This window comes from Massilia sp. NBRC 108631, from assembly GCF_059704565.1.
Window position 1 is genome coordinate 1 of sequence record NZ_BAAKJE010000252.1, and the last position, 23,585, is coordinate 23,585.

Annotated in this window: 16 protein-coding genes and 1 pseudogene; 6 read left to right on the forward strand and 11 right to left on the reverse strand. The window is 67.6% G+C overall.

The genetic code is table 11. The annotated features are described in order from the left end of the window. Positions 1-134: 134 nt before the first annotated feature. Positions 135-1,088: a helix-turn-helix transcriptional regulator gene (locus tag AC6H42_RS27400; RefSeq protein WP_057156492.1), complete on the reverse strand. Its 954-nt coding sequence runs from the start codon at positions 1,086-1,088 to the stop codon at positions 135-137. 91 nt (positions 1,089-1,179) lie between these two features. On the opposite strand from AC6H42_RS27400, the pseudogene AC6H42_RS27405 reads away from it, so the two are divergent. Then, positions 1,180-1,770: pseudogene (locus tag AC6H42_RS27405) on the forward strand (LysE family translocator); the annotation flags it as partial. Between the two features lie 108 nt (positions 1,771-1,878). Here the strand turns inward: AC6H42_RS27405 and AC6H42_RS27410 are convergent. The 6 genes from AC6H42_RS27410 to AC6H42_RS27435 form a co-directional block, all read right to left on the reverse strand. Beyond that, on the reverse strand, positions 1,879-2,226 hold the full coding sequence (locus AC6H42_RS27410; protein ID WP_057156490.1) for a GFA family protein: 348 nt from the start codon (positions 2,224-2,226) through the stop codon (positions 1,879-1,881). 38 nt (positions 2,227-2,264) lie between these two features. Continuing rightward, positions 2,265-2,597 (reverse strand): DUF8129 domain-containing protein, encoded by a 333-nt coding sequence (locus tag AC6H42_RS27415; RefSeq protein ID WP_057156489.1) that lies wholly within the window; start codon positions 2,595-2,597, stop codon positions 2,265-2,267. Positions 2,598-2,631: 34 nt separating this feature from the next. After that, positions 2,632-4,020 (reverse strand): GAF domain-containing sensor histidine kinase, encoded by a 1,389-nt coding sequence (locus AC6H42_RS27420; RefSeq protein WP_497549394.1) that lies wholly within the window; start codon positions 4,018-4,020, stop codon positions 2,632-2,634. An 82-nt stretch (positions 4,021-4,102) separates the two neighbouring features. Then, positions 4,103-5,110 carry a response regulator gene (locus AC6H42_RS27425; RefSeq protein ID WP_057156488.1) on the reverse strand — a complete coding sequence of 336 codons (1,008 nt, stop codon included), beginning with the start codon at positions 5,108-5,110 and terminating at the stop codon, positions 4,103-4,105. Between the two features lie 33 nt (positions 5,111-5,143). After that, positions 5,144-6,490 carry a sensor histidine kinase gene (locus AC6H42_RS27430; protein ID WP_057156487.1) on the reverse strand — a complete coding sequence of 449 codons (1,347 nt, stop codon included), beginning with the start codon at positions 6,488-6,490 and terminating at the stop codon, positions 5,144-5,146. Then, on the reverse strand, positions 6,487-7,911 hold the full coding sequence (locus tag AC6H42_RS27435) for a methyltransferase domain-containing protein (protein WP_497549395.1): 1,425 nt from the start codon (positions 7,909-7,911) through the stop codon (positions 6,487-6,489). The genes AC6H42_RS27430 and AC6H42_RS27435 overlap by 4 nt, the downstream gene beginning before the upstream one ends. A 251-nt stretch (positions 7,912-8,162) precedes the next feature. Here AC6H42_RS27435 and AC6H42_RS27440 point away from each other — a divergent pair, with 251 nt between their 5' ends. Together AC6H42_RS27440 and AC6H42_RS27445 are read left to right on the forward strand one after the other, a co-directional pair. Continuing rightward, positions 8,163-9,881 carry a methyl-accepting chemotaxis protein gene (locus AC6H42_RS27440; protein WP_497549396.1) on the forward strand — a complete coding sequence of 573 codons (1,719 nt, stop codon included), beginning with the start codon at positions 8,163-8,165 and terminating at the stop codon, positions 9,879-9,881. A gap of 67 nt (positions 9,882-9,948) precedes the next feature. Continuing rightward, complete coding sequence (locus AC6H42_RS27445) at positions 9,949-11,019, forward strand: flavodoxin family protein (RefSeq protein WP_497549397.1); 1,071 nt, start codon at positions 9,949-9,951, stop codon at positions 11,017-11,019. 40 nt (positions 11,020-11,059) lie between these two features. On the opposite strand, the gene AC6H42_RS27450 is transcribed toward AC6H42_RS27445, so the two are convergent. The 3 genes from AC6H42_RS27450 to AC6H42_RS27460 are packed head-to-tail and all read right to left on the reverse strand — an operon-like array spanning position 11,060 to position 15,746. Then, positions 11,060-12,334: a glycosyltransferase gene (locus AC6H42_RS27450; protein ID WP_497549398.1), complete on the reverse strand. Its 1,275-nt coding sequence runs from the start codon at positions 12,332-12,334 to the stop codon at positions 11,060-11,062. A gap of 3 nt (positions 12,335-12,337) precedes the next feature. Beyond that, positions 12,338-13,003, reverse strand: coding sequence for an HAD family hydrolase (locus tag AC6H42_RS27455; RefSeq protein ID WP_057156481.1), 666 nt, complete (start codon positions 13,001-13,003; stop codon positions 12,338-12,340). A 19-nt stretch (positions 13,004-13,022) separates the two neighbouring features. Beyond that, entirely contained in the window at positions 13,023-15,746 is a 2,724-nt protein-coding gene (locus AC6H42_RS27460) for a polysaccharide deacetylase family protein (protein WP_497549399.1), read from the reverse strand. Between the two features lie 174 nt (positions 15,747-15,920). Between AC6H42_RS27460 and AC6H42_RS27465 the strand changes: the two genes are divergently transcribed. The 3 genes from AC6H42_RS27465 to AC6H42_RS27475 all read left to right on the forward strand — a co-directional run bounded on the left by AC6H42_RS27465 (position 15,921) and on the right by AC6H42_RS27475 (position 21,734). After that, positions 15,921-18,650 carry a sensor domain-containing diguanylate cyclase gene (locus AC6H42_RS27465; RefSeq protein WP_057156479.1) on the forward strand — a complete coding sequence of 910 codons (2,730 nt, stop codon included), beginning with the start codon at positions 15,921-15,923 and terminating at the stop codon, positions 18,648-18,650. Between the two features lie 95 nt (positions 18,651-18,745). Beyond that, a complete protein-coding gene (locus AC6H42_RS27470; RefSeq protein ID WP_497549400.1) occupies positions 18,746-20,221 on the forward strand; it encodes a methyl-accepting chemotaxis protein in 1,476 nt (491 codons plus the stop codon). 151 nt (positions 20,222-20,372) lie between these two features. Then, positions 20,373-21,734, forward strand: coding sequence for a hypothetical protein (locus AC6H42_RS27475; RefSeq protein WP_497549401.1), 1,362 nt, complete (start codon positions 20,373-20,375; stop codon positions 21,732-21,734). Here AC6H42_RS27475 and AC6H42_RS27480 read toward each other — a convergent pair. Beyond that, entirely contained in the window at positions 21,724-23,583 is a 1,860-nt protein-coding gene (locus AC6H42_RS27480; RefSeq protein WP_497549402.1) for a sensor histidine kinase, read from the reverse strand. The two genes, AC6H42_RS27475 and AC6H42_RS27480, sit on opposite strands and share 11 nt — an antisense overlap. Positions 23,584-23,585: the final 2 nt, after the last annotated feature.

Genomic DNA, 23,585 nt, shown 5'->3' on the forward strand with positions numbered 1-23,585 from the left:
GTTGCGAAAGCGACCTGTGCCGCATTCCACCCACCACCGGGGTCTGACCCCGGTTTGGGTGGAATGCGGCACAGCTCGCTTGGGTGTCTCAAGGGCCATGGCGGGCCGCAGGGGCGCGCCGGGGCGGGCGCATTTTAGCGGACGCGGGCGATTTGCGACAGGCGCTGCGCTATCGTGTCGAGCTCGCCTCGCAGGGCGTCGGGGGTGAGGATGTGGAAGCCGAACGGCAAGCCGGCCAGCTGGCGCGCCAGCCACGACAGGTCGTCGGCCTGGTTGTGCAGCAGTACGCCGTCGGCGGTTTGCTCGAACAGGCCGATCGCGTCCTTCAGGAAGCGCTGCGCCGTGCGCAGGTCGGTGTTCAGCAACACCTTCGTGGCGTGCGTGCGCGGGATGGAGGCGAGCGACGTGCGCAGGTGGGCCAGCGCATCGAAACTGTCCGGGCGCTTGAAGCGCTGCGGCAGCGCCGACGCCGTGACAATCCGGTCCAGGCGGAAGGTGCGCATGTCCTGCCGCAGATGACAGTAGCCGACCGCGTACCAGCAGCCGTCGTAGAACGCCAGACCGTAGGGGTCGAAGCCGCGCTCGCTCTCGGCCGCGCCGGGCGGCTGGTAGCGCAGCTGGACGCGGCGGCGCGCCTGCGCCGCTGAGCTGAGCGTCACCAGCGCGGCATTGTCCTCCGGCGCGGTGGCGCGCGCCAGGTCGAGCCGCACCGTTTCGTCGATGGCGCCCACCCGCTGCTTCAGCCCGGCCGGCATGATGCGCTCCAGCTTGGCCTGCGCGCTGGCCACCGCCGGCGCCGCTTCGGCCAGCCCCAGACTGCGCGCGGCCAGCAAGCCAAGCGCCAGCGCCAGCGCTTCGTCGTCCGTAAACATCATCGGCGGCAGCTTGAAGCCGGGCATCAGCGCGTAGCCGCCGTGGCGCCCGCGCTCGCTCAGGATGGGGATGCCGATCTGCTCGAGCATGACAATATAGCGCCGCAAGGTGCGGCCGTCGACTTCGAGCCGGCGCGACATCTCGGCGCCGCTCAGGCGGCCATGCGTCTGCAGCAGCTCCAGCACGGCCAGGACTCGGGTGGTTGGATGGTACATGCCGCCAAAGATAGCAGACAATCAGGGCGGAATCTGTCCTATTTGAACTTTATGCTCCTTCTTCGCACAAGAAATCAAGAAGGAGATTCAAATGGAACAAAGCACCAACCTGTGGCTGTACTTCGTGGTGGTATTCGGCATCATCGCCCTGCCGGGGCTGGACATGGCTTACGTCATGGCCAGCTCCATCCTCGGCGGGCGCCGCGCGGGACTGGCGGCGGTGGGCGGCATTGTGGCGGGCGGGCTCTGCCACCTGCTGATGGCCACGGCCGGCATCGCCGTCGTGCTGCAGCTGTGGCCCTCGCTGTTCAACGTGATCTTGCTGGCGGGCGCCGCCTATATCGCGTGGATGGGTATGACTTTCCTGCGCAGCGACAGCGTGTTCCGGCCCGCCACCGGCCGCGAAGTGCTGGCGCCGCCCGTCATCTTCCGCCGCGCGATGATGACCAGCCTGCTCAATCCCAAGTCGTACATCTTCATGCTGGCGATTTTCCCGCAATTCCTGAAGACCGACCAGGGCCCGCTCTGGCTGCAGTCCGGCGTGCTGGGCGCGATCACGGCGGTGACGCAGGTGGCCGTCTATGGCGCCCTGGCGTTTGCGTCCAGCCAGGCCAGCGGCTGGTTCAGCACGCATCCGCGCGCCGCCGTCGTGACCGCGCGCGCCATGGGCGTGCTGCTGATTTTCACCGCGCTGCTAAGCGCCAGCCAGGCCTTGCGCGAACTGGCGCCGCGCTGGCAGCCGCACGACGTAACCCTGGTGGGGGCGGGCGGTCGCTGCGCTGAGGGCGGCTTACAGCGCGCGGCCGTCGTACTGCTGCACCGGCAGTGCGTAGATGTCGATGTCTTCCAGGCAGTTGATGTTGACGGCAGCCATGGCGTTGCCCTGCGGGTCTACGCCTTCGCCGTAGGTGTGGATGCCGCACGCGGGGCAGAAACGGTGGTGGATGACGTGCTTGTTGAAAGTGTAGCTGGCCAGCTTGTCTTCCGGCGTCAGCAGCGTCAGGGCGCTGCGCGGGAAGAAGGCCATGCGGGCGCCCTTGCGCTGGCAAATGGAGCAGTTGCACGTCATCGCTCCAGTGATCTCTCCTTCGACTTCGAACTTCACGTTGCCGCAGTGGCAGCTTCCGGTATAGCGCATTGCCGTCTCCATCAGATTGTTATGGAGGCAGTGTAGCGTTATTTGCTGCGCCGTTCCAGCGCTTGCAGCACGCCTTTGCGGTTCTTGTGCGCCGCTTCAAAGCTGCGGATCTTGCGCACCTGGGCGGCGGTCAGCTCATCGAGCCGGCTGCGGATCTCGGTCACGGTGAGCTGCTGGTAGTTCTTGATGGGCAGCGCGGCGTCGCCCTGCTTGCCCTTCTGTTCCTTGGTCTCGCCGCTTTCCTTGCGCTGCTTGTTGACGATGCGCGCCGCCACTTCTTCCTCGCGTCCTTTGTAGCGGCCTTCCTTTTCGAACTTTTCTTCAAGCTCGTTGTACTCGCGTTCCCGTTTCGGGCTGGCTCCTCGTGGCATGGCGCTTCTCCTGGCAGTGAAGATACCGCCGATACTACAAAATCGGCCCTGCCGGCGGCGCACGATCGGGCTTGCGCATCGGCGCCGGCGCCAGCAACGGCAGCGTCACCGTGAAGCACGCGCCCGCGCCGTCGCTGCTGCTGGCTTCCACGCTGCCGTGCAGGGTCGTGGTCACCAGCTTGTAGACGATGTGCAGCCCGAGTCCGCTGCCGCCCTTGCCCATGCGGGTGGTGAAAAAGGGATCGAACACGCGCCCCAGGTTGTCCTGCGGAATGCCGAGGCCGTCGTCGGTCACGGTGATGGCCACCTGGCCTGCGCCGTCCGGCTCGGCGGCAATGGTGACCGTGCCGGCCAGCCCGGGCAAAAAGGCGTGTTGCACCGCGTTGGCGATCAGTTGCGCCACCACCTGGCCCAGCTGGTCGGGGTAGCTGTCCATTTCTATGCCGGGGCCTATGCTGCACAGCACGCGGTGGCCGCTGTCGGTGATCGCCTGGTCCAGGCCTTGCAGCGCGCTGCGCACCGCGTCGCCCAGGTCGAAGCGCCGCCGGCCGTCGGCCGCCTGCTCGTCCGCCACCTGTTTAAAACTGGCCACCAGCTTGGCCGCCTGGTCCAGGCTGCGCATCAGGATGGCCGCGCCCTGCTCCACCGTGCCGACGAATTCCTGCATGCGGCTGCGCGTCAGGCCGCGCCCCATCTCCTGCGCAAACTCGGCGGTGCGCGACTGCAGCGTGCTGGCCGCCAGCAGGCTGTTGCCGATCGGTGTGTTCAGCTCGTGGGAGATGCCGGCCACCACCGCGCCCAGCGCCGCCATTTTCTCGGAGCGCAACAGTTCGTCCTGCAGCGAGGTCAGCCGCATGAGCGCGGCGTGCAGGTCCTGGTTGGACTGCGCCAGCTTGAGCGAGAACGCTTTCTGCTGGCGCATGGCCAGGCGCAGTTCGGCATTGCTGGCTTCCAGCTGTTCCTGTTGCTCGATTACCACGAAGTCGCGCTCGATGCTCTTCTTGATCTCCCACAGCAGTTCAACGTATTTCTGCTGGTAGTTGCGCTTCTTGCTGTCGAGTACGCAGATGGTGCCGAACACCTGCTGATCGGGCCACAGCAGCGGTACGCCGAGATAGGAAATCATGTTCAGCGCCACGTCCGGATTGCAGCGCCAGTCCTCGTCTTCCAGCGCATCCGGCACATGCAGCAGCCCGCGCGTGGCCATCACCGTCTCGCAGTACAAGCCGGTGTTCAGCTTGGCCTTTTCGTCGGCTTCGTAGGGATTGCCTTCGCTATGGCTGGAGACCAGCACTTCGATCTGCTCCGGCAGCACGCGCATGATCAAGCCGGCCGGCACGTCGAAGATGCCGGCCATGACGTCGGTGGTGGTTTGCCACTTGGCGAGGAATGTTTCGGGGATTGCGCTAGCGTGCAGGGTCACAGACCGCTCCTTCAACAGTGAATGTTGTCAAATCAATATACTCTGGCCCCAGTCCGCTAGCAAGCTCCGTCGTCGCCCCGCGCTAGAACTGTTCCACCCAAGCCGCAAGCTGCGCCGGCGTCAGCATGCTGTCGGCTTGCGCCAGCTTGCCTTGCACCGTGCCCCCTTCGCCATGGCAGACCTGCAGCGACCAGCCGTGCCTGCCGAGCCACAGCAGCGCCGCCAGCCAGAACGCGTGCTGCGCCGACAGTGCATCGCCGGTCGCCGTCTCAAGAAATTCGGCCAGGCCGGCGCCGCGCTGGAACTGCACGCCGGTGCCGCCCAGCGCGGCGCAGCTGTCGCCGAATACTTCTGCCAGCATTTCCAGCGCCCGCGCCGGTTCGGCCTGCGGATAGCGCTGCTCGATGCCTGCCAGCTGCTCCCGCACGGCCAGCCCGAAGGCGGCGCTGCGGAAGGCTTCGGACGCGGTCAGGTCAGCGTAGTCCATCAGCAGCCAGTCCGGCTCCGGCGGCGTCATGCCGGCCAGCAGCGCGGCCGACAGATAGGCATCCACCGGCAGGTAGGACACCTGGCCGGCGATGCTGGCGCTGAGCGTGTAGATGGTGCCGATGCGGGCGGCCACTGTCTGCTGCTGGCGCACCAGCAGCTTTTCCCGCAGCAGCTGGGCGTGTTCCTTGCGCAGCCGGGCCAGGTCCAGCGCCTGTTTCATCTCCATGCGCAGCGCGGCGATGTCCCACGGCTTTTGCATGTAGCGATGGATCTGCCCCTGGTTCACCGCTTCCACCGTGTGCTCCAGTTCCGCGTAGGCGGTCGTCAGGATGCGGATGATGTGCGGGTATTTGTCCCAGGCGTAGACCAGCAGCTCGTTGCCATAGGCCCCGGGCATGCGCTGGTCGGACACCAGCACGGCGATGCTGTCGGCGTGCTGGTCCAGCAGCCGCTTGCCCTCCTCCACCGAGGCGGCGGTGAGGATGGGGGCCAGCGTGCCGAGCGCGCGCTGGAAGTATTTGAGGGCGGTGACCTCGTCGTCCACGTAAAGTATGGCCGGCGGCGGTGTGCCTGGCTTGCTGTGATTGCTGGTGTCGCTCATGCTTTTTCCTTCTCTGAACGCGGGAATTTCATGTCACGATGGATGGGCTGCACATGGCAGGTCGAATGTAAACTGGGTCCAGAACCCGACGGCGCTGTCTGCCACCAGCGTGCCGCCATGGCGCTGCACCACGCTGTAGCTGATGCTCAGGCCCAGGCCGAGGCCCTGGCCCACTTCGCGCGTGGTGAAAAAAGGTTCGAAGACGCGGCCGAGGTGCTCGGGCAGGATGCCGGGGCCGTTGTCGCGCACGCTGACCCGCAGGCGCTCGGCGGCCGCGCCGCTGCCCGCTTCGGCCACGATGTCGATGGCCGGATCGGCGGTGCCGTGCTTGCGCATGGCCAGCGCGGCGTTGCTGATGAGGTTGATCAGCACGCCGATGATGGCCGCTTCGTCGCCGCGCACCATGGTGTCGCCGCGCAGCTCGCGGCGGATGCGCACGCCCTTGGTTTCGTGGCTCACCAGCCGCACCGCCGAATCGAGCGCGCGCTCGAACATGAAGCGCGCACTGTAGTGGTCGGCGTCCTGCTTGCGGTAGGCGAAGGTCTTCAGGTCGGACACGATGTGCTGCACGCGCTGCATGCCCTGCTTGGCGTCGGCCAGGCATTCGCTCACCAGCTCACTGGCCCGCGCGGCCGGGTCTTCGATGGCCACGTCGATTGCCATCATGCAGTAGTTGACCGGGTTGTTTACTTCGTGCAGCAGGCCTGCCGCCAGCGTGCCGAGGGCCGCCATCTTCTCCTGCTGCAGCATCTGGCCCTTGATCTCGGCCAGGTCGCGGTTGGTGGCTTCAAGCTGGGCGTTGTTGTCCGCCAGTTCGGCTTTCAGGCGGTAGAGCATGAAGCGCGCCTGCTCGTTGTAGAAAGTGCACACCGCGCTGGCAATCGCGGTGAATACCAGGAACATGGAGTTGACGGCGAAGGCGCCAGCCCACTGCACCCCGGCCGGATGCAGATAGCACGCGACGAAGTAGCTCAAATAGGTCAGGCCGCCCAGCGACAGGTTTTGCCACAGGCTGAACGGCAGCGCGATGCCGGACGCGAACACGGCCAGGTTCAGGCCCGCGTAATAGATGGAATTGGCGCCCTCGGTCTGCTGGATCATCCACGCTATCATCAACTGCGGCGCCAGCAGCCAGCAAAACGTGAGGGACTGCACATTGCGCTCGCCCCACGGGTTGCGCATGGCCAGCACCACGCCAAACAGCACCGCCGCGGTGGCCACGCGCGCCAGCGCGAATTCCAGCTGATGGGCGGGGTAGAGGCTGTAGTCGAGGCCTGTACCCAGCAGGATGAGCGCAATCGCGGTGAAGGCGCCGCCCCGGCTGAAGCGCAGCCGGTAGGCGCGCAGCACGGAGGCGTAGCTGCCGCCCCGCCCGGTCATGGAATGCCGGCTTCCGCGAACACGTTGACGCCGGTCGCGTCCAGGTACACCTTGCGGTGCAGCGCCTCGAACGGCAGCAGCTGCTGCATCTTCAGTTCGTCGCGGTGGATCAGATACCATTCCAGCAGGTGCTCCATGCCGGGGCGCTCCGGATTGCTGGCGTGGACATTGGTCAGCAGCAGGTGGCCGCCGGAGCGCATGCGCGCCGTGAAGTGGGCTACCATGCGGGCGCACACCTTGTCGGACAGGTAGTCGAACAGGCCGGCGCAGTAGACCACATCGAATTCCCCTGCCGGTTCGGCCTCCACGCGCCGCTTGAGCAACTGCTGCACCGAGTCCTGCATGAAGCGCAGCGTCACCTGGCGCCGCAGGCTGTTGTTGATGGCCCCCAGGCGCTGGCTGGTCCATTCCAGCGTTTCGCCGTTGAAATCCACCAGTTCGAATGACAGCCAGTGCGGTTCGTCGTACTCTGCCATGAAGCGCTGCAGTTCCGCCGCCGGGCCGCAGCCGACGTTCAGCACCCGGAACGGCCGCCCCAAGGCGCGCGCCGCGTCGGCCATCCGCTTCAGGAAGGCGGTGAGGATGTCGATGCGGTTGCGGTGCGCCAGCGCAACCGCCGTTTGCAGGAAGGCCGCGTTCACGATCTGGAAATAGGTGCTGGGCCCCTGGCGCGGATTGTCCAGGATCTGGTTGACCATATGGTAGTCGCCCGCGTAGCCCAGCGGCTTGGTGTAGGTGCGGAACACGAAAGGCGCGCGCAGTATCAATGGATGCAGCGCGGCCTGGGCGAACGCGCGGTGCGAAGCGGCGCATTCGTCCTCCACCAGCGCCGCCTCGGCGTTGATGTCGCCGAAATAGCGTTTGGTGCGCAGCACCAGCGGCTCGGCCAGTTCGGCGAACACGTCGGCACGCAGCTTGCCGTGCTCCCTGGGCAGCGCACCGGACAGATCCACCTGTTCCACCCAGCGCGCCACTTCGGACAGGTAGGCGCGCGTTTCGTTGATGGCGATCTGGTAATCGCGCCGGATGCGGAAGCGTTCGTCCCAGTCCGCAACGAACTGGCTGGCCTCGCGGCGCACGGCGCCGGGCGACAACGCCAGCCCGCCGCCGGGCATATCGCCCATCCCGGCCATGCCTTCCATGCCCAGCTCGCGCCATTCGTCGATCAGCGTCACCGACACCACGGCCGTCAGTCCGGTGTTGACGATGCTCACCACCACCGCCTTGCCCGAATAGCCGCAGCGGGTGCCGATGCGCACCGTCAGTTCGCTCAGCACTTCGCTGGCCTGCACGATGGAATACGGGTTGTACACCTCCATCACCAGCGCGCGCCGCTGCAGGTTGACGATGGTGGCGCGCACCGTCTCGCCCTGCGCATTCTGGAAACTCACGACCGGATCGATTTGCGTTTGTGAATACACGTTGGAACAGACTCCACGGTTATGCGATTTCCACGAATGGCGGTGCTTGCGCCTCTGCAACTTGCAATCGAGTGTACACCGTGCTTGGCGTAAATCGCAACATTTCCACCCTAGCAGTTTCACATTGTGTAGCAAAAACGATCATACAAATTTTTTATGGATTCTTATCAAGAAATATTTCTTTAAAAATAAAAATAGCACTGCTACACTATTTTTCCAGAATTCAAACAACACGCGGGAAACCAGGCCAGATGAATATCGCCAATATCAAGATCGGACACCGCCTCACCATCGCCTTCTCGCTCACCGTGCTGCTGATGGCCGTCGTGGTGGGTGTCGGCGTGACCCGCCTGCAAGCCGTCAGCGGCGAGATCGGCGTCACCATAGGCGACCGCTACAACAAGATCCGCCTGCTGAACGAGATCAAAAACAGCGCCAACCAGCAGGCGCGCAGCCTGCGCAATATATTGCTGATGCAGGACGCGGCGGCGGCCAAGGCCGAACTGGACCTGGCGGAGCAGAGCGCCAGGCAAGCCGATGCCCATCTGGCCAGGCTGGACAGCATAGTGACGCTGCCCCAAGCGCGCGCCCAGCTGGCACGCATTGCCGCCACGCGCGCCAGCTACGGCGCCGGCACTGCCGTGCTGCTGGCGCAGGCCAAGGCCGGCGAGCGCGAAGCGGCCATCGCCACCCTGTACCAGCGCGTGCGCGGCGAACAGCTGGCCTATTTTGCGGCGGTGGATCAGCTGATCGATTTTCAGGTGGCGCTGATGCAGGCCTCCGGCCAGGCGGCGCAGGACGTGGCGGCCAACGCGCGCCTGCTCATGGTGCTGCTTGGCGCAGCGGGCGCCGTCCTGAGCCTGGCCACGGCCTGGTACATCACGCGCGGCATCGTGCGCCCTCTCGGCCATGCCGTGAAAGTGGCGCGCACCGTGGCCGGCGGCGACCTGAGCTCGGCAATCGAAGTCCGCTCCAGCGACGAGGCGGGCCAGCTGACGGCGGCGCTGCGCGACATGAACGACAGCCTGGTGCGCATCGTCACCCAGGTGCGCGTGGGGACGGACACCATTGCCACCGCGTCGGCGGAAATCGCGTCCGGCAATGCCGACCTGTCGGCACGCACCGAACAGCAGGCCGGTTCGCTGGAGGAAACCGCTTCCTCGATGGAGCAGCTGACCTCGACCGTGAAGCAGAACGCCGACAACGCGCGCCAGGCCAACCGGCTGGCGCTGTCCGCGTCGGACGTGGCGGGCAAAGGCGGCGCGGTGGTGGCGCAGGTGGTCGACACCATGGCTGCCATCAACGCATCGTCGCGCAAGATCGTCGACATCATTGCCGTTATCGACGGCATCGCTTTCCAGACCAATATCCTGGCGCTGAACGCGGCCGTGGAAGCGGCGCGCGCGGGCGAACAGGGCCGGGGGTTCGCCGTGGTGGCCAATGAAGTGCGCAACCTGGCGCAGCGTTCGGCTGCGGCGGCGCGCGAGATCAAGGCGCTGATCGCCGACTCGGTCGACAAGGTGGACGGGGGCGCCAGGCTGGTGGACCAGGCCGGACATACGATGGAGGACATCGTGGCCAGCGTGCGGCGCGTGACGGATATCATCGGCGAGATCGCGTCGGCCAGCCAGGAGCAGCTGGACGGTATCGAACAGATCAACAGCGCCATCTGCGACATGGACGAAACCACACAGCGCAACGCGGCACTGGTGGAGCAGGCCTCGGCGGCGGCGGCCGCGATGCGCGAGCAAGCGCTGGCACTGTCGGGCACGGTGGGCGTGTTTACGCTGGCGGACGGCGCCGCCAAGGCGCAAGGCGCCACTGTCAGCCGCATGCCGAAGCGGCGCCCGGCCGGCAAGGCCGCCGCGCAGCTGCCCGCCCCGGCCGGTCCGGCCAAGCCAGCCGCACGGAAGGCGGCGGGCGGCGCCGCGCCGGTGCATGAAGCCGACGGCGAATGGCAGGAGTTCTGACCGTACGTTAGCGTACAGAGCGCCTGCCGCGGCAGTGGCAAGCTTGAGGCTTCCTCCGGAGGCCGCCATGACAGAGATACGCAAGGGCCAGGCGCCCAAACCGCTGGAACGGCAGGAGTTCGGCCTGCAGTTCCAGCGTTCCTTCCTCGATCCAGCATTCGATGCGGTGCGCGGCGCCCTGGACCAGGTGGAGGAAGTGGCCTGGAATAACTACCATGCGGGCCGCAAGGCGCCTGTCACCCAGGCCGCCGGCGAAGGCTACGCCGATCCCGGATACAAGCTGTCGGCCGAATGGGTGGCCACCCGCGAGCGCCTGCGCGCCGCCGAACACAGACAGAAGGATCCGGCCACGCCTTCGCGCGCGCTGCTGATCATCGGCTCGGCGCGCAACGACGGCACCTGCCCCGGCGAAGTGTCCAAAACCTGGCGCATGGCGCAACTGGCGCGTGAAACGCTGTCCGCGCAGCAGATCGAAACCGATGTGCTGGACCTGAGCCTGCTGACCTCCAGCTACGACCTGCACATCCATCCTTGCAAGCGCTGCGTCTCGACCGCCATGCCGCTGTGCCACTGGCCGTGCAGCTGCTACCCCAACCACGCGGAACGCCAGACCAATGACTGGATGGCCGAGATCTACGAGAAATGGGTGGCGGCGCACGGCGTCATCATCCTCACGCCCGTGTACTGGTACCAGGCGCCCAGCCCGCTCAAGCTGATGATAGACCGGCTGGTCTGCGCCGACGGCGGCAATCCGGACCCCACCAGCACGCACGGCAAGCAGGCGGCCGAAGCCAAGGCGCTGGAGCTGGCCGGCTGGGGCTACCCCAAGCACCTGGCTGGGCGCGCCTACGGGCTGGTGGTGCATGGCGACGTGGCGGGCGTGGAAAGCCTGCGGCGGAGTCTGTCGGACTGGCTGAGCTGGATGGGGCTGGTGAGCGCGGGCGGCCAGGCCGAGCTGGACCGGTATCTGGGCTACTACGAATCCTATGCCGACAGCCATGAAGTGCTGGACCGCGAGCAGAAGTTCCAGCAAGAGGTCCGCGTGGTGGCGCGCGCAGTCGCCGCCTGCATCGCCCGCCTGCGCGCCGGCGATCCCGTGCGGCCGGATGCAGGCATCGTCCCGCCGCGTCCCAAATGACATACTGGCCAAGCGTACCAAGCTGTGCTGAAAAGCGCGTTCAGCTCCCTCCAGCCTGCCGTGCCAGCGCCATGGCCACGCGCGTGGCCATCTCTTCCACTTTGTAGCCTTGTGCGCGCGCGGCGTATGCTTGCGCAGCGTTTGCATAACCGGGTGTGGCGAGCATGTGGCGCACCAGCGCGCGCCAGTCGGGCGGCTTGGCCAGCATCGCGGCATTCACGCCCATCCCGGCTGCGGCGATGCGGCGCGCGGTGAGGAATTGTTCCAGCTGCATGGGCAGCATCAAAACCGGCACCCCGGCCAGCATGGCTTGCGCCAGGGTCGCCTCGCCGCCGTGGGCGACGCACAACTGCGCCTCGGCCAGTGCGGCTTGCAGCGCAACCGGCCCGCGCGCGAACGCCAGGCTGGGCGCGGTGACCGGCGGCGCCTTGCCGCCGGCGACTTCCGGCAAGTAGCAAAGCACCCGGCAGCCTTGCTGCGCCAGCGCAGCCAGCACTTCCGCGTGGTCGGCATGGCCGGTTTTCAGATAGGCGAACACCTTCGGGCCGTTCCCCGGCGGCCATGCCGGCGGCGCGCCGCCGGCCGGCAGGAAGGCCGGGCCGTACCATTCGACGCCAGCGGCGCCGGCGGTGCGGCTGAACGGGTCGAGCTCGGGCCATGTGGTCAGCAGCGGCGCGTCACCCAGCAGCAGATCGGCGGCCCAGCTCAGCGGCGGCGCGCCATGGTGCGCCAGCACGGCATTGGCGGCTTGCAGCACGCGCGCTTCGGCATCGGCCAGCCGTTGCGGCGCGATGTTCTCCCATTCACGCAGGCAGGGCAAGGCGCACCCGGGCGGCGGCATGGAGAATGCCGAGCCGACCGAGGCGCTGCGCAAACCCATGCTGCGCGCGGCGAGGATGGCGGTGGGCGCGTAGTCCGCCACCACCACCTCGGGACGCAACAGGCTGAAGATGGAGCGCCAGCCGGCCACCAGGCCTGCCAGCGGCTCCGCCTGCAGATAACCCGCGGTCAGCAGGATCTCGGCATGGCTGGCGTGGTTCGGCGGCATGCCTTCGGTGCGGTGCAGCCAGACCGGCGCCTGCAGCGGGGGCGTGCGCAATGCGGGCATCTGCGGCCCGCGCGCGCCCATGACGCCCGGAGCGGCGCGCAACGGGTCACTGAACCGGCCACTGAACAGGCCATGCGCCTGCGCCAGGTCGCGCAGGCTGACGCTCACCTCGTGGCCGCGCGCCAGCAGGGCCGCGGCCAGCACCTTCAGCCGTCCGGCGTGCCCCAGGCCGCCGCCCAGTTCCCAGCACAGGTGAAAGCGCGCCATGCGCTAGCGCTCCGCGCCGGCCAGCGCCGCCAGTTCGGCGTGCAGGCCGGCCATGTCGTCGGCAATGCGCCACGCGCCCGGAAAGTCATAGTGCCGCGTCAGCGCGTTGCGCAGCACGATGCAGCGTATGCCCGCTGCAGTGGCAGCCTGCAGGCCGCGCGGCGAATCCTCCACCACCACGCATTGGCCTGCCGCCAGTCCCAGCTGCTCCAGCCCCAGCAAATACGGCTCGGGCGACGGTTTGCTGTGCGCATAGTGCTCCGCCGTCAGCACGAAGCGGAAATGGCGCAGCAGGTCCAGCCTGGAATGGATCAGCTCGAAATGGCTGCCCATGGAGCTGGTCACTACGCCCATCGGCAGCCGTGGCGCCAGCTCGGACAGCAGCTCCGCCACCCCGGCGATGGGTTCGACGGCCGCACCCAGCAGCAATTCCGAGTAGCGCCGGTTGCGCCCTGCGCGCAGTTCGGCGATGCGCTCCTCGCTCATGCCCAGATGCGCCAGCAGGTGCCACGCGCCGCAGTTGTCGGCCAGGTACCAGTTAAAGAAATCCAGCTCGGTCAACTCCACGCCGAACGGCAGGAACAGCTCGCGGTTGGACTGGTAGAACAGCCGCTCCGTGTCCACCAGCACGCCGTCGTTGTCCCACAGGATGCCTTCGATAGGCTTCACAGGCGCTCCGTCACCGCCATCAGAGCTTCTCCAGCTGCTGCCGCGCATACGCCGCGCCGCTGCCGTTCGGCGCCAGTTCGAGGTAAGTCTTGTAGGCGCCCTGCGCCCGCTTGCCGTCGCCGGCGCGCGCCGTGGCGTCGCCCAGGTTCAGATAGGCGATGGCGCGCGACGGGTCCATCTTGATGGTGTTTTCGAACCAGCGCGCCGCTTCCGGGTAGCGCTCCTGCTTGTAGAACACGAAGCCCAGGTTGTTGGCCGCCAGCGCGAAGTCGGCGCGCAGCTTGAGCGCCTCGGTAAACTGCGCCTCGGCCGCCGCGTACTGTTTTTCCTTGTACAGCTGCAGGCCACGGTCGTTGGCGCGCTGGGCCAGCTGGCGCGCGGACACCGGCACCGCCGCCGGCGGCGTGATGGCCTGGTCCTTGCCCTGCAAGTCCTTGATGGTGACGGCCACCGGCGCCGCATCAGGCTTGGCGTCCTGCTTGGCCTCGGCCTTGGCATCGAGCTTGGAATTGAGCGCGATGGCGTCGTTCGACAGCTGCGCCGTGCCCGCGCCCAGGAACTCGGTCTCGGCCGGCAGCTCGAACACGAAGTCGCCGCCCTCGGAACCCGGCAGGCTGCCGAACGCCGGAGTCTGGCTGGACACGCCCGCCACCGCCGGCGCCACATAGGCCGCCAGCTCGGTCGCAGTGATCAGGCCGTCGCCGTTCAGGTCGGCCTTGCCGCCCAGGCCCTGCAGCAGGGTCCAGGTGAACACCGAATGGCCATTCGGGCCGCCGTCCGCCACCAGCTGGTCGCCGCCGCCGGCAGTCAGCATCTGGCGCCCGATGCGCTTGGCGTTGTCGCGCAGGAAGGACGACGAGGAGCCGCCGCGCGTCAGGCCCAGGCCGCTGTAGCAGGCGTCCATCACGAACAGCACGTGCTTGGCGCTGAGGCTCTCGGCGATGTTCTGGATCTCGGTCATCGGGATAGCGTCCGTGGCCAGCTGGTTCGGGTCCGCGTCGGCCGGCACGATGTAGCCCAGGTCACGCCCGGAACTGAGCTTGCGCGTGGCGCCGTGGCCGGCAAAGAACACGAAGATACGGTCGTTTTTCTGCACGCCGCCATGCGCCAGCCGGTCGTGGAAGGCGCGCAGGATGCCGGCCCGCGTGGCCTCCGCATTCTTCAGCGTCACCACGCGCTCGGCGGCGAAGCCGAACTTGTCGATCAGCGTCTGCCGCACGCCCTGCGCGTCGCGCACGGCGTACTGCAGCTTGGGCCACTTCGCGTAGTCGTCGATGCCGATCACAATGGCCCAGGAGTTGCCGTAGCCGGCGGACACCGGCGCCGCCGGGGCCGGTGCTTGCGCGGACGCGCCCTGCGCCGCCTTGAAGGCGGTGCCGTCCCAGCCGGCGAACTGGTAGCCTTCCGCCACCAGGCGGTCCAGGATGATGGGCAGCGCCTTCACGGTGCGCTCGTGAATGTCATGGAACAGGATGATGCCGCGCCCTTCCTTCTCCACGCCCTGCAGCACGCGTCCGGCGATCGAACTGGGCACCGGGTCGGCCCAGTCCAGCGAATCGATGTTCCACATCACCGACTGCAGCTTGGCCTTGTGCAGCATGGCCATGCCCTCGCTGTTGCGCGCGCCGTAGGGGAAGCGGAACAATGGCGAGCGCTCGGCGTCCACCGCCTTCAGCAGCACGTCGGTGTTCAGGATCTCGGCCTGCAGCTTGTCGCCGCTTTCCTTGGACAGCTGGGCGTGGCTGTAGCTGTGGTTGGCCAGCGTGTAGCCGGCCGCCTTCAGCTTGCGGCTCACCTCCGCGCCGCCGTTCAGCTTGGCCTGCTGCGCGCCGTCCACGCTGCCGATGTTGCGGCCCACCTCGAAGAACACGGCCGGCGCGCCGTACTGCTTCAGGATGGCGGCAATCTCTTCGCTGTAGCGCTTGTGCGGGCCGTCGTCGAAGGTCAGCACCACGGTCTTTTTCGGCAGCGCCTTGCCGAAGATCTCGCCGTCCTCCGGCTTGGCCGGGCCAGCGCCGGCGCCGGCGGGCGGCTGCGGATACGGCATCACCACGCCGTATTCCTTCAGGATCTGTTCGCGGCTGTACAGTTTCTTCAGGTGCGCCACGTAGTCGTCCCAGCGCTCGCGCTTGAGCTCGATGCCGCGCGTTTCGAAACGGCCGAAGATCTGCTTGATCTCCTGGTCGTAATTGCGTTCGATCTCGGCCAGCGCGTCCAGGTCCTCCGAAATGCGCTTGTGCAGCTTGATGGCAGGCAGGGAGCCGTCCTTGGCCACATAGCCGCGCAGCGATTGCAGCAGTTCCCGGAACGCCAGCCGGTCGGCGTCGTACAGGCCGGGATCGGCCTCGATATAGTCCAGCAGCGCGCCCATGCCGGCAAAGCGCCCCGCGTCGGCCGACGCCGCCAGCGCGGCCAGCGCCTCGTCGATGCGGGCGATGCGCAGCTGGTTGTCGTGGAACAGCCCCTGCCCGACCTGGTTGGCGCGCGATTTCTCCGCCTCGCTCAGCGACTGTTCATCTGCAAGCAGCACGATGGTCTTGCGATAGGCCGCCAGCACTTCCTTGAGCTGGCCGGCGATGGCCTGCTGCGCCGGGGCGGGGGCGCCGGCGGCGTCGGGCTGGCCGGCAACTGGAGCGCCGGCGCCCGCGCCTGGCGCGGCGCGGTGGGTGTAATAGTAGCCTGCGCCGGCGGCGGACAGGACGGCGGCCGCTACGGCGGCCAGCAGGACGGGCTTGGAGATCACTCGGGGCTCTGTTTAGATGCGGTGCAGCAATTGTAGGGCATGTGCGGCCGGCGCGCCATTCGTTCCAAATTCCGTGGCTAGCCGGGGCCGGGTGTGCAATACTCCACGCTACCGAACGACTTGCTCAAAGACATGGCCCCAGCCGGCTTACTGCCACGTACCCTGAAATCCCGGATGACCACGGTTGTCATCCTGCTGGTGCTGGCCGCCACCACCATCGTCACCACTGTCGCGCTGATGCTGGCCGAGCGCGACATGAAGGCCGTCATCGGCGCCCAGCAGTATGCGGTGCTGTCGACCGCCGCCTCCTACGTCGATGAACAGCTGGAAGCCAAGCGCGCACTGCTCTCCACCCTGCCCGAAGGCCTGCCGCCCGGCATCCACAGCGACCCGGCCGCGCTGCAGGCGCTGCTGCTGGCCCGCCCTGCGGTCGGCGCGGAATTCTTTAACGTGGTGGCGTTCGACCGCAGCGGCAAAATGGTCGCCACCATGCGTCCGGACCTGAAGGAAGCAGGTCTTTCCGCCGCCGGCGCGCCCTATTTCGACAATACCGTCAAGAGCCGCGCCGGCTTGATCTCGGCGCCCTTCCTGAGCCGGCTGTCGGGCCGCCCGGTGGTCCTGATGACCCAGCCGGTGCTGGACCCGCGCGGCGAAGTGGCCTACGTGATCGCAGCCGGCATCGACTTGCAGCAGTCCGACTTCTTCGGCCCGATCAATGGCCTCAAGCCCGGCAAGACCGGCTTCATGTTCATCATGACGGCCAGCGGCATCCTGCTGCACCACCCCACGCCGGAGCGCCTGCTGCGCAACATCAATGACCGGCCCGGCTACAACCGCGCCACGGAAATGGCGCTGAACGGCTTCGAGGGCTGGACCGAGGCGAAAAACAAGGACGGCAACGAAGGCATCTATTCATATAAGCGCCTGAAGGCCACCAACTGGATCGTGGCGGCCCGCTATCCCACCGACGAGGCTTTCGCCCCGCTGATTGAATTGCGCAAGCGGGCCATCCTGGCCGCCAGCGTGTTCGCGGCGGTGGCCGGCCTGGTCGCCTGGCTGGCCATCGACCGCCTGCTGGCGCCGCTGGAGCGCCTGCGCTCGCAGGTGGCGCTGCTGCGCCGGGGCGGCACCGACCTGGCGTCGCTGCGCACCGGGCGGCAGGACGAAATCGGCGAGCTGAGCGAGGCGTTCTACCAGCTGACCGCCGAGCGCGCCGCCACCCAGGAGCGCGTGCTGGCCAGCGAGAGCCTGGTGCGCAGCATCCTCGAGCATGCACCCGACGCCTTCGTCAGCACCGGCCCCGACGGCACGGTGACCGAATGGAACGCACAGGCTGAGCAGACCTTCGGCTGGCGCCGCGACGAAGCCGTGGGCCGCAACGTGGCCGAGCTGATCGTGCCGCCCCGCCTGCGCAGCGCGCACGCGCTGGGCATCATGCGCCTGGCCGCCGGCCGCAGCGCGCCGGACGGCTTGCCGCGCCAGCGCCGGCTGCAACGCACCCGCATCGCGGCGCAGCACCGCGACGGCCACGAGATCCCGGTGGAGCTGTCGATCGGCAGCTTGCGCCACGACAGCGGCATGATCGCCACCGCCTTCCTGCACGACATCTCGGAGCGGGTGGCGCACGAGGAACAGCTGGCCGCCAGCGAGCACCGCGCGCGCATGATCGCCGACAGCATGCCCGCGCTGGTGGCCTATCTGGACCGCGACCTGCGTTACCGCTTCACCAACGAGCACTACCAGGTGCTGCTGGGGATGGACCCTGACGCCATGCTGGGCAAGTCGGTCAGCGAAGTGTTCGGCCCGGCGGTCTACCTGAACTGGAAGGACAAGATGGACGCTGCGCTGCGCGGCGAACGCGTGCATGAGGAACGCGACGGCGTGCAATTGGGGCGCGCGCTGCACCTGATGACCGACCTGGTGCCGGACGTGGACGCCGCCGGCCAGGTGCAGGGCATTTACGCGATGTCGATGGACATCACCCAGCGCCGCAACGCCGAGCTGACCCAGGCCGCCAGCGAGCAACGCCTGCAACTGATCACCGACCACCTGCCCGCGCTGATCTCGTATATAGACCGCGGGCACGCCCTGCGCTTCGGCAACGCCACTTTCCAGCACTGGCTGGGCCTGGACCCGGCCAGCCTGGCCGGCCGGCCGCTGCGCGAGGTGATGGGGGCGGCCGCCTACGGCAAAACCCTGCCCCAGCTGGCGCGCGCCTTCGCCGGCCAGCGCGTCTGCTTCGAACACCGCGCCCGCCTGCACGGCGACCTGCGCACGCTGGAAACCACTTTCGTGCCGGATGTACGGGCCGACGGCAGCGTGGCCGGCGTGTACGCGCTGACGCAGGACATGAGCCGCATCAAGGCGGTGGAACAGCAGCTGATCGAGCTGGCCCGGGTCGATGCGCTGACCGGCATCGCCAACCGCCGCAAATTCGAGGAGGTTTTGCAGCAAGCCATGGCGCGCAGCCAGCGCCTGGCGCGCCGCATGGCGCTGGCTTACCTCGACATCGACCACTTCAAGGCCATCAACGACAGCCTGGGCCACGGCGCCGGCGACGACGTGCTGAAAGAGTTCGCCAGCCGCCTGATCCAGTCGGTGCGGGCGGTCGACCTGGTGGCGCGCCTGGCCGGGGACGAGTTCATCATCGTGCTCGAGAACGTGGACCAGGGCGGCGAAGCGGCGCAGCTGGCGGCCAAGATCGTGGCCGCCGTGCGCACCCCGTTCACGGTCAATGGTTCACCGATGCAAGTGACCACCAGCATAGGCGTGGCCTTGTACAAGGGCGGCGGCGAAGGCGTGGGCGAGACAGCGTCCAGCCTGATCGCGCGCGCCGACCGGGCGCTGTACGAGGCCAAGCGCAACGGCCGGGACTGCTATGTTGTGGATGCGGAACAAAGCTGAGGTAAATGCGGCATTGTGGGATTTGGTGACAATTGTGCGTGCCGATTGCGGCACAATGTCCTTCTTAGCGGCCCGCGCCGTCAGGAGGAAAAGCCATGCTGAAGCACATGAAAATGGAGACCCGGCTGCATGTTGGACTGGGCGGTATCGTGATCCTGGTCGTACTGCTGGGCTTGACGGCTTTTGCCAGCCTGAGCGCCCTGCTGGGACGCTGGAACAATATCGAGAGCGTGACGCTGGCGCGCAAGGACGCTGTCATGTCCATCGCCGCGGCGCATGGGCGCGCCACGCACAGCTTCAAGAACTATGTGCTGCGCGGCGGCGACTATGCCGCCAAATTCCGCACCGAAATGGCCGAGATCGACAAGGCCGCCAACAGCTACCTGGCCGGCGGCGAGGTGTCGCGCGAAGAGCAAGGCTTGCTGAATGAAATCCTGGCCTCCACCAAGGAATACGGCCAGCAGATGGCGCACCTGGAGGCGCTGCGCGAAAAAGGCGCCACGGTGGCGGACCTGGACAAGGCCGTGAAGGGGGCGGACGCCGGCATCGCCAGCGCCAGCGCCCGCTTGCGCGAGGTCAATGCCGCCGAGACCAAGGCCGAATCGGCCGAGATGACCGGCATCGCCCGGCAGGCCAAGCTGTGGATCCTGTCCTTCGCGGTGGTGATCGCCGTGCTGGGCTGCCTGCTGGCGGTGTGGATTTCACGCAGCCTGAGCAGCATCGTGCGCGACATCCAGCAAGTCACCGGCGCGCTGGCCAGCGCCTCCACCGAGGTCAGCGCCACGGCCCAATCGCTGTCGCAGGCCTCCAGCGAGCAGGCCGCCAGCGTGGAGGAAACCAGCGCCTCCATCGAACAGATGACCGCTTCCATCACCCAGAACGCGGAGAACGCCCGCATCACCGACGGCATAGCCACCAAGGCGGCGCAGGAAGCGGCCAAGGGCGGCGACGTGGTGAAAGCCACGGCGGCGGCCATGCGCCAGATCGCCAAAAAGGTCAGCATCATCGACGATATCGCCTACCAGACCAATCTGCTGGCCCTGAACGCCGCCATCGAGGCGGCCCGCGCGCACGAGCACGGCAAGGGCTTCGCGGTGGTCGCGGCCGAGGTGCGCAAGCTGGCCGAGCGCAGCCAGGTGGCGGCGCAGGAGATCGGCGAAGTGGCGGCCAACAGCGTCGACCTGGCCGAACAGGCCGGCGTGCTGCTGGACGCCATGGTGCCGAACATCCGCCGCACCTCGGATCTGGTGCAGGAAATCGCCGCCGCATCCGAAGAGCAGTCGGCAGGCGTGGGCCAGATCAATGCCGCCGTGGGCCAGCTCAGCCAGGCCACCCAGACCAACGCCGCCAGCTCGGAACAACTGGCCGCCACCTCGGAAGAGATGAGTTCGCAGGCCGACCACCTGGCGCATCTGATGGCGCTGTTCAAGCGCTACGCCAGCGAGGAGCAGCCGGCGCGTTCCAATGTGCGTTCGGTGAAATCGGCCAAGCCGCGCCCGCAGCGCCCCGGCCCGGCGGCGGCCCTGGCGCCCGCCAGCACCCTGGACGAAAGCCAGTTTACCAAGTTTTGAATCCCGAGGGGGCTGGCTTGCCGAGTGGCTTTTCGGGGTGGCTTTTTCGCGTTGTCAGTCTAGTCTTACAGAGTGGCGGGACAATCACTGCTACGCATGCAAGCGACAATTTTGCATACTGGAAAAAACTGATAGCTGAGCGAGACAAGTCATGCAGAATCCCGTAGCCACCACCTCCCCCGAAGCATCGAGGCGCATCTACGCCGCCCTGTCCGAAGCTGGCGACTCGCTGCGCGCCGCCGACGCCGCGCTATTCCTGCGCAGCCAGCTCGACACCGCAGCCGGCCAGGCTGCCTGCCTGCCTGCACGTTATGACGAACTGGCCGGCTGGATCAGCCATCACGCGCAAAGCGTCACCGACGCCTACCACCGCTACCAGGTAGCGCGCGAATTCGGCGCGCCGCGCCGCCACTTCGCCACGCAGGCGCAGGCGCGCCAGTTCTTGCGCCTGGCCGCGCCGGCCCGGCTGGCGGACGGCGCTTCGCTGTACGGCGTGGTGGAACGCTGGGACGATGTCGACTTCCAGCCCATGATTGCGAGCTATCTGGAGCAACTGGGCAATGGCGTGCCGGACCGCAACCGCTACTTGCTGTACCGCGACCTGCAGGCGGGCGGCGCCGGCAATGCCGATGCCGGCATCCCGCTGGGCAACTACCGCAGCGCAGCGCTGGAACTGTCGCTTGCACACAACGGTGACGACTTCCTGCCGGAATTGATCGGCTACAACCTGTCGCGGCAGCAGCCGTCGGCGGAACTGCTGGTGGCGCGTCACGAACTGACGGAACTGGGCTTGAACGCGGATGCGTTTGCCGCCGCCGCCGTGGCGGCGGGCAGCGGCCCTTCCGCCCTGCTCACCCTGCGCGGCGTAATGGCCCGGGTCGGCGACCCGGCCGCCTTCTACCGCCGCGTGGCAGACGGCTACCGTCTGCATGCGCTGGCGGCGCACCTGCCGCTGCCTGCGGCCAGCGACGCCGCGGCGCCGCTGGCGGCCGAAGCGCCGGACAGCCAGCCTGCCGGAACGCAGCATGGCGGCGCAGCCCCGTCAGCCGCAATACAGCCGGCCAAGGTCCAGAGCGCGCCGCAGCGGGAGCCGGCCGAACCGGTGCTGCCGCCGGACGCTGTGCCGGACCGCGCCGGCGCCAGGCCGGCTTCCAGCCAGGGGCGCACGCAAGCGGCGGCATCGTCAACAGCAGCGCCGGCGTCGGCGGCCGCGCAGCATGGCTCATCCAGCGCCGGCCACGATGCGGCGCAACGGACCGGCCAGCTGGCCACCGCCGAAACCGCGCCGCGCGTGCGCACGGACCGTCCGGTTATCCGCCACCACTTTCCGGCCGACGAACACGCATGGGAATCGATAGGCTGCGAGCTGCGCCTGCTGGAAGCACGCCTGGCAGCGTCGGACAGCAAAGAGGAAGCCATGGCCACGCTGGCGCGCCTGCTGGCGCCATCGCTGCAGCACACGCCGGCAGGCCTGATGGCCGCGCGCATCTACAGCCAGCTCTTCAACTTGTAGCCGTCAGCGGGCCGGTTGCCGCCGCCATGTGCGCCGGGCCGGCAGCGTCGGCGACAGGCAACCGCACGGTCACGCAGGTGCCCTGTCCGGGCCCTGCGCTGGCGATGCCTATCGTCCCACCGTGCATTTCCACCAGCCGCTGCACCAGCGTCAAGCCTATGCCCAGCCCGCCCTGCGCGCGCTGCAAGGTCTGTTCGCCCTGCACGAACACCTTGAACACGTGCGGCAGGAGTTGCGCCGGAATGCCCACGCCCTGGTCGCGCACCGTCAGCTGCGCCATGCCGTCTTCCTGCGTTACGCGGATGGCGATGGAAGATCCTGCGGGGCTGTATTTCAGCGCGTTGTCGAGAATGTTGTCGATCACTTGCGCCAGCCGGGTCGCGTCGCCCAGCACCGGGGCCGGCTCGGCGTGCAGTTCGATGCGGTGCTGCTCCAGCCGCCCGCCGGCCTGCAGCGTTTCGACGCAGCCGCGCGCCGCATCGGCCAGGTCGATCTGGCGCTTGCTCAGCGCCAGCTTGCCCATCAGCGCCCGGTTCACCTCCAGCAGGTCATCCACCAGCGACGTCAGGTGGGCAGTCTGGCGCCGCAGTACCTCGCGCACCCGCTGGCCTGCCTGCGGCGGCGCGCCGGCCTGGCTGCCCATGTCGAGCAGGGCCACCGCGCTGGTGATAGCGCTCAGGGGGTTGCGCAGCTCGTGGCCCAGCATGGCCAGGAATTCATCCTTGGCCGCGTTCTGCTGCTCCGCGTGTTCGCGCGCGGCGCGCTCGCGCACCAGCAATTCGTTGCGTTCCGCCTCCACGCTGGCGCGGCTCACCATTTCAGCGCGCAGGCGGGCGTCGGCGTCGCGGATGGCGTCGTTCAGCGCTTCCATTTCCCGGATACTCGAATGGCGCAGGCCGGACACCGGCAGGCTGCCGCCCAGGGCGCGCGCCGCGCGGGAGGCGCCCGACACAAAGCGCACCAGCCGGCGTCCGGTATGGATGCCGAGCGCCAGCGCCGAACCGATGGCAATGACAAAACCGGCAATGGCCACCGACATCCCGCGCAGCACCGCCGCATTGATTTCCGCCACCGGCGCCGATACCACCACCGCCCAGCCGGACAGCGCCGAGCGCACGAAATACGAATAGACTTCGGTGCCCTGGGCACTGGCGTGGCGCAGCGTGCCATCCGGCGCGGCCTGCACCCGCGCCAGCACATCGGGCGCGATGCGCACGCGCGCCGGATCGTCTTCCTGGCCGCGCTCGGCGATGATGACGCCGGTGCTGTCGATGACGCTGACCTTCCAGCTTGCGGGGATGGTGCGCGCGTGGAAACTGCGCGCAAAATAGGATGGCGTGAACGCCTGCGAAATCACGCGCCGGTCGCCGGCCGCCGTGGTGATGGGCAATTCGACCGTGACGAACACCCGTTTCAGGTCCAGGCCCCATTTCATGCCCGACACCACCCCGGTGCCGCTGTCGAGTTGCTGCGCCACGACCTCGGGATCGGGCCGCAGCGGCAGCCTGGCGTCGTACGACAGCCGGGTATTGACCAGCTGCTGGCCGCTGCGGTCGTACAGGATGATCCAGCCGCCGTGGCCGGCATTGGCGGCGCCGGCCTCCTGGTGAAAGCGCTGCATGTCGCCGGAAGCGAGGGAATGGGAATTGGCCAGCACCCGCAGCACCGACTGCGCGCGGCGGATTTCAGCGTCGATTTCCAGCGTGGCGGCGCGGGCGCTTTCCTCGATGTGCCGCATCGCCGACGCGCGCTGCGCCGTGAGCAGCATGTCGAGGGCGATGCTGCAAAATACGGCCACCGGCAGCACAATGGAGGAAGCAAGCAACCAATAGTGGGTACGTAGTCGCATCG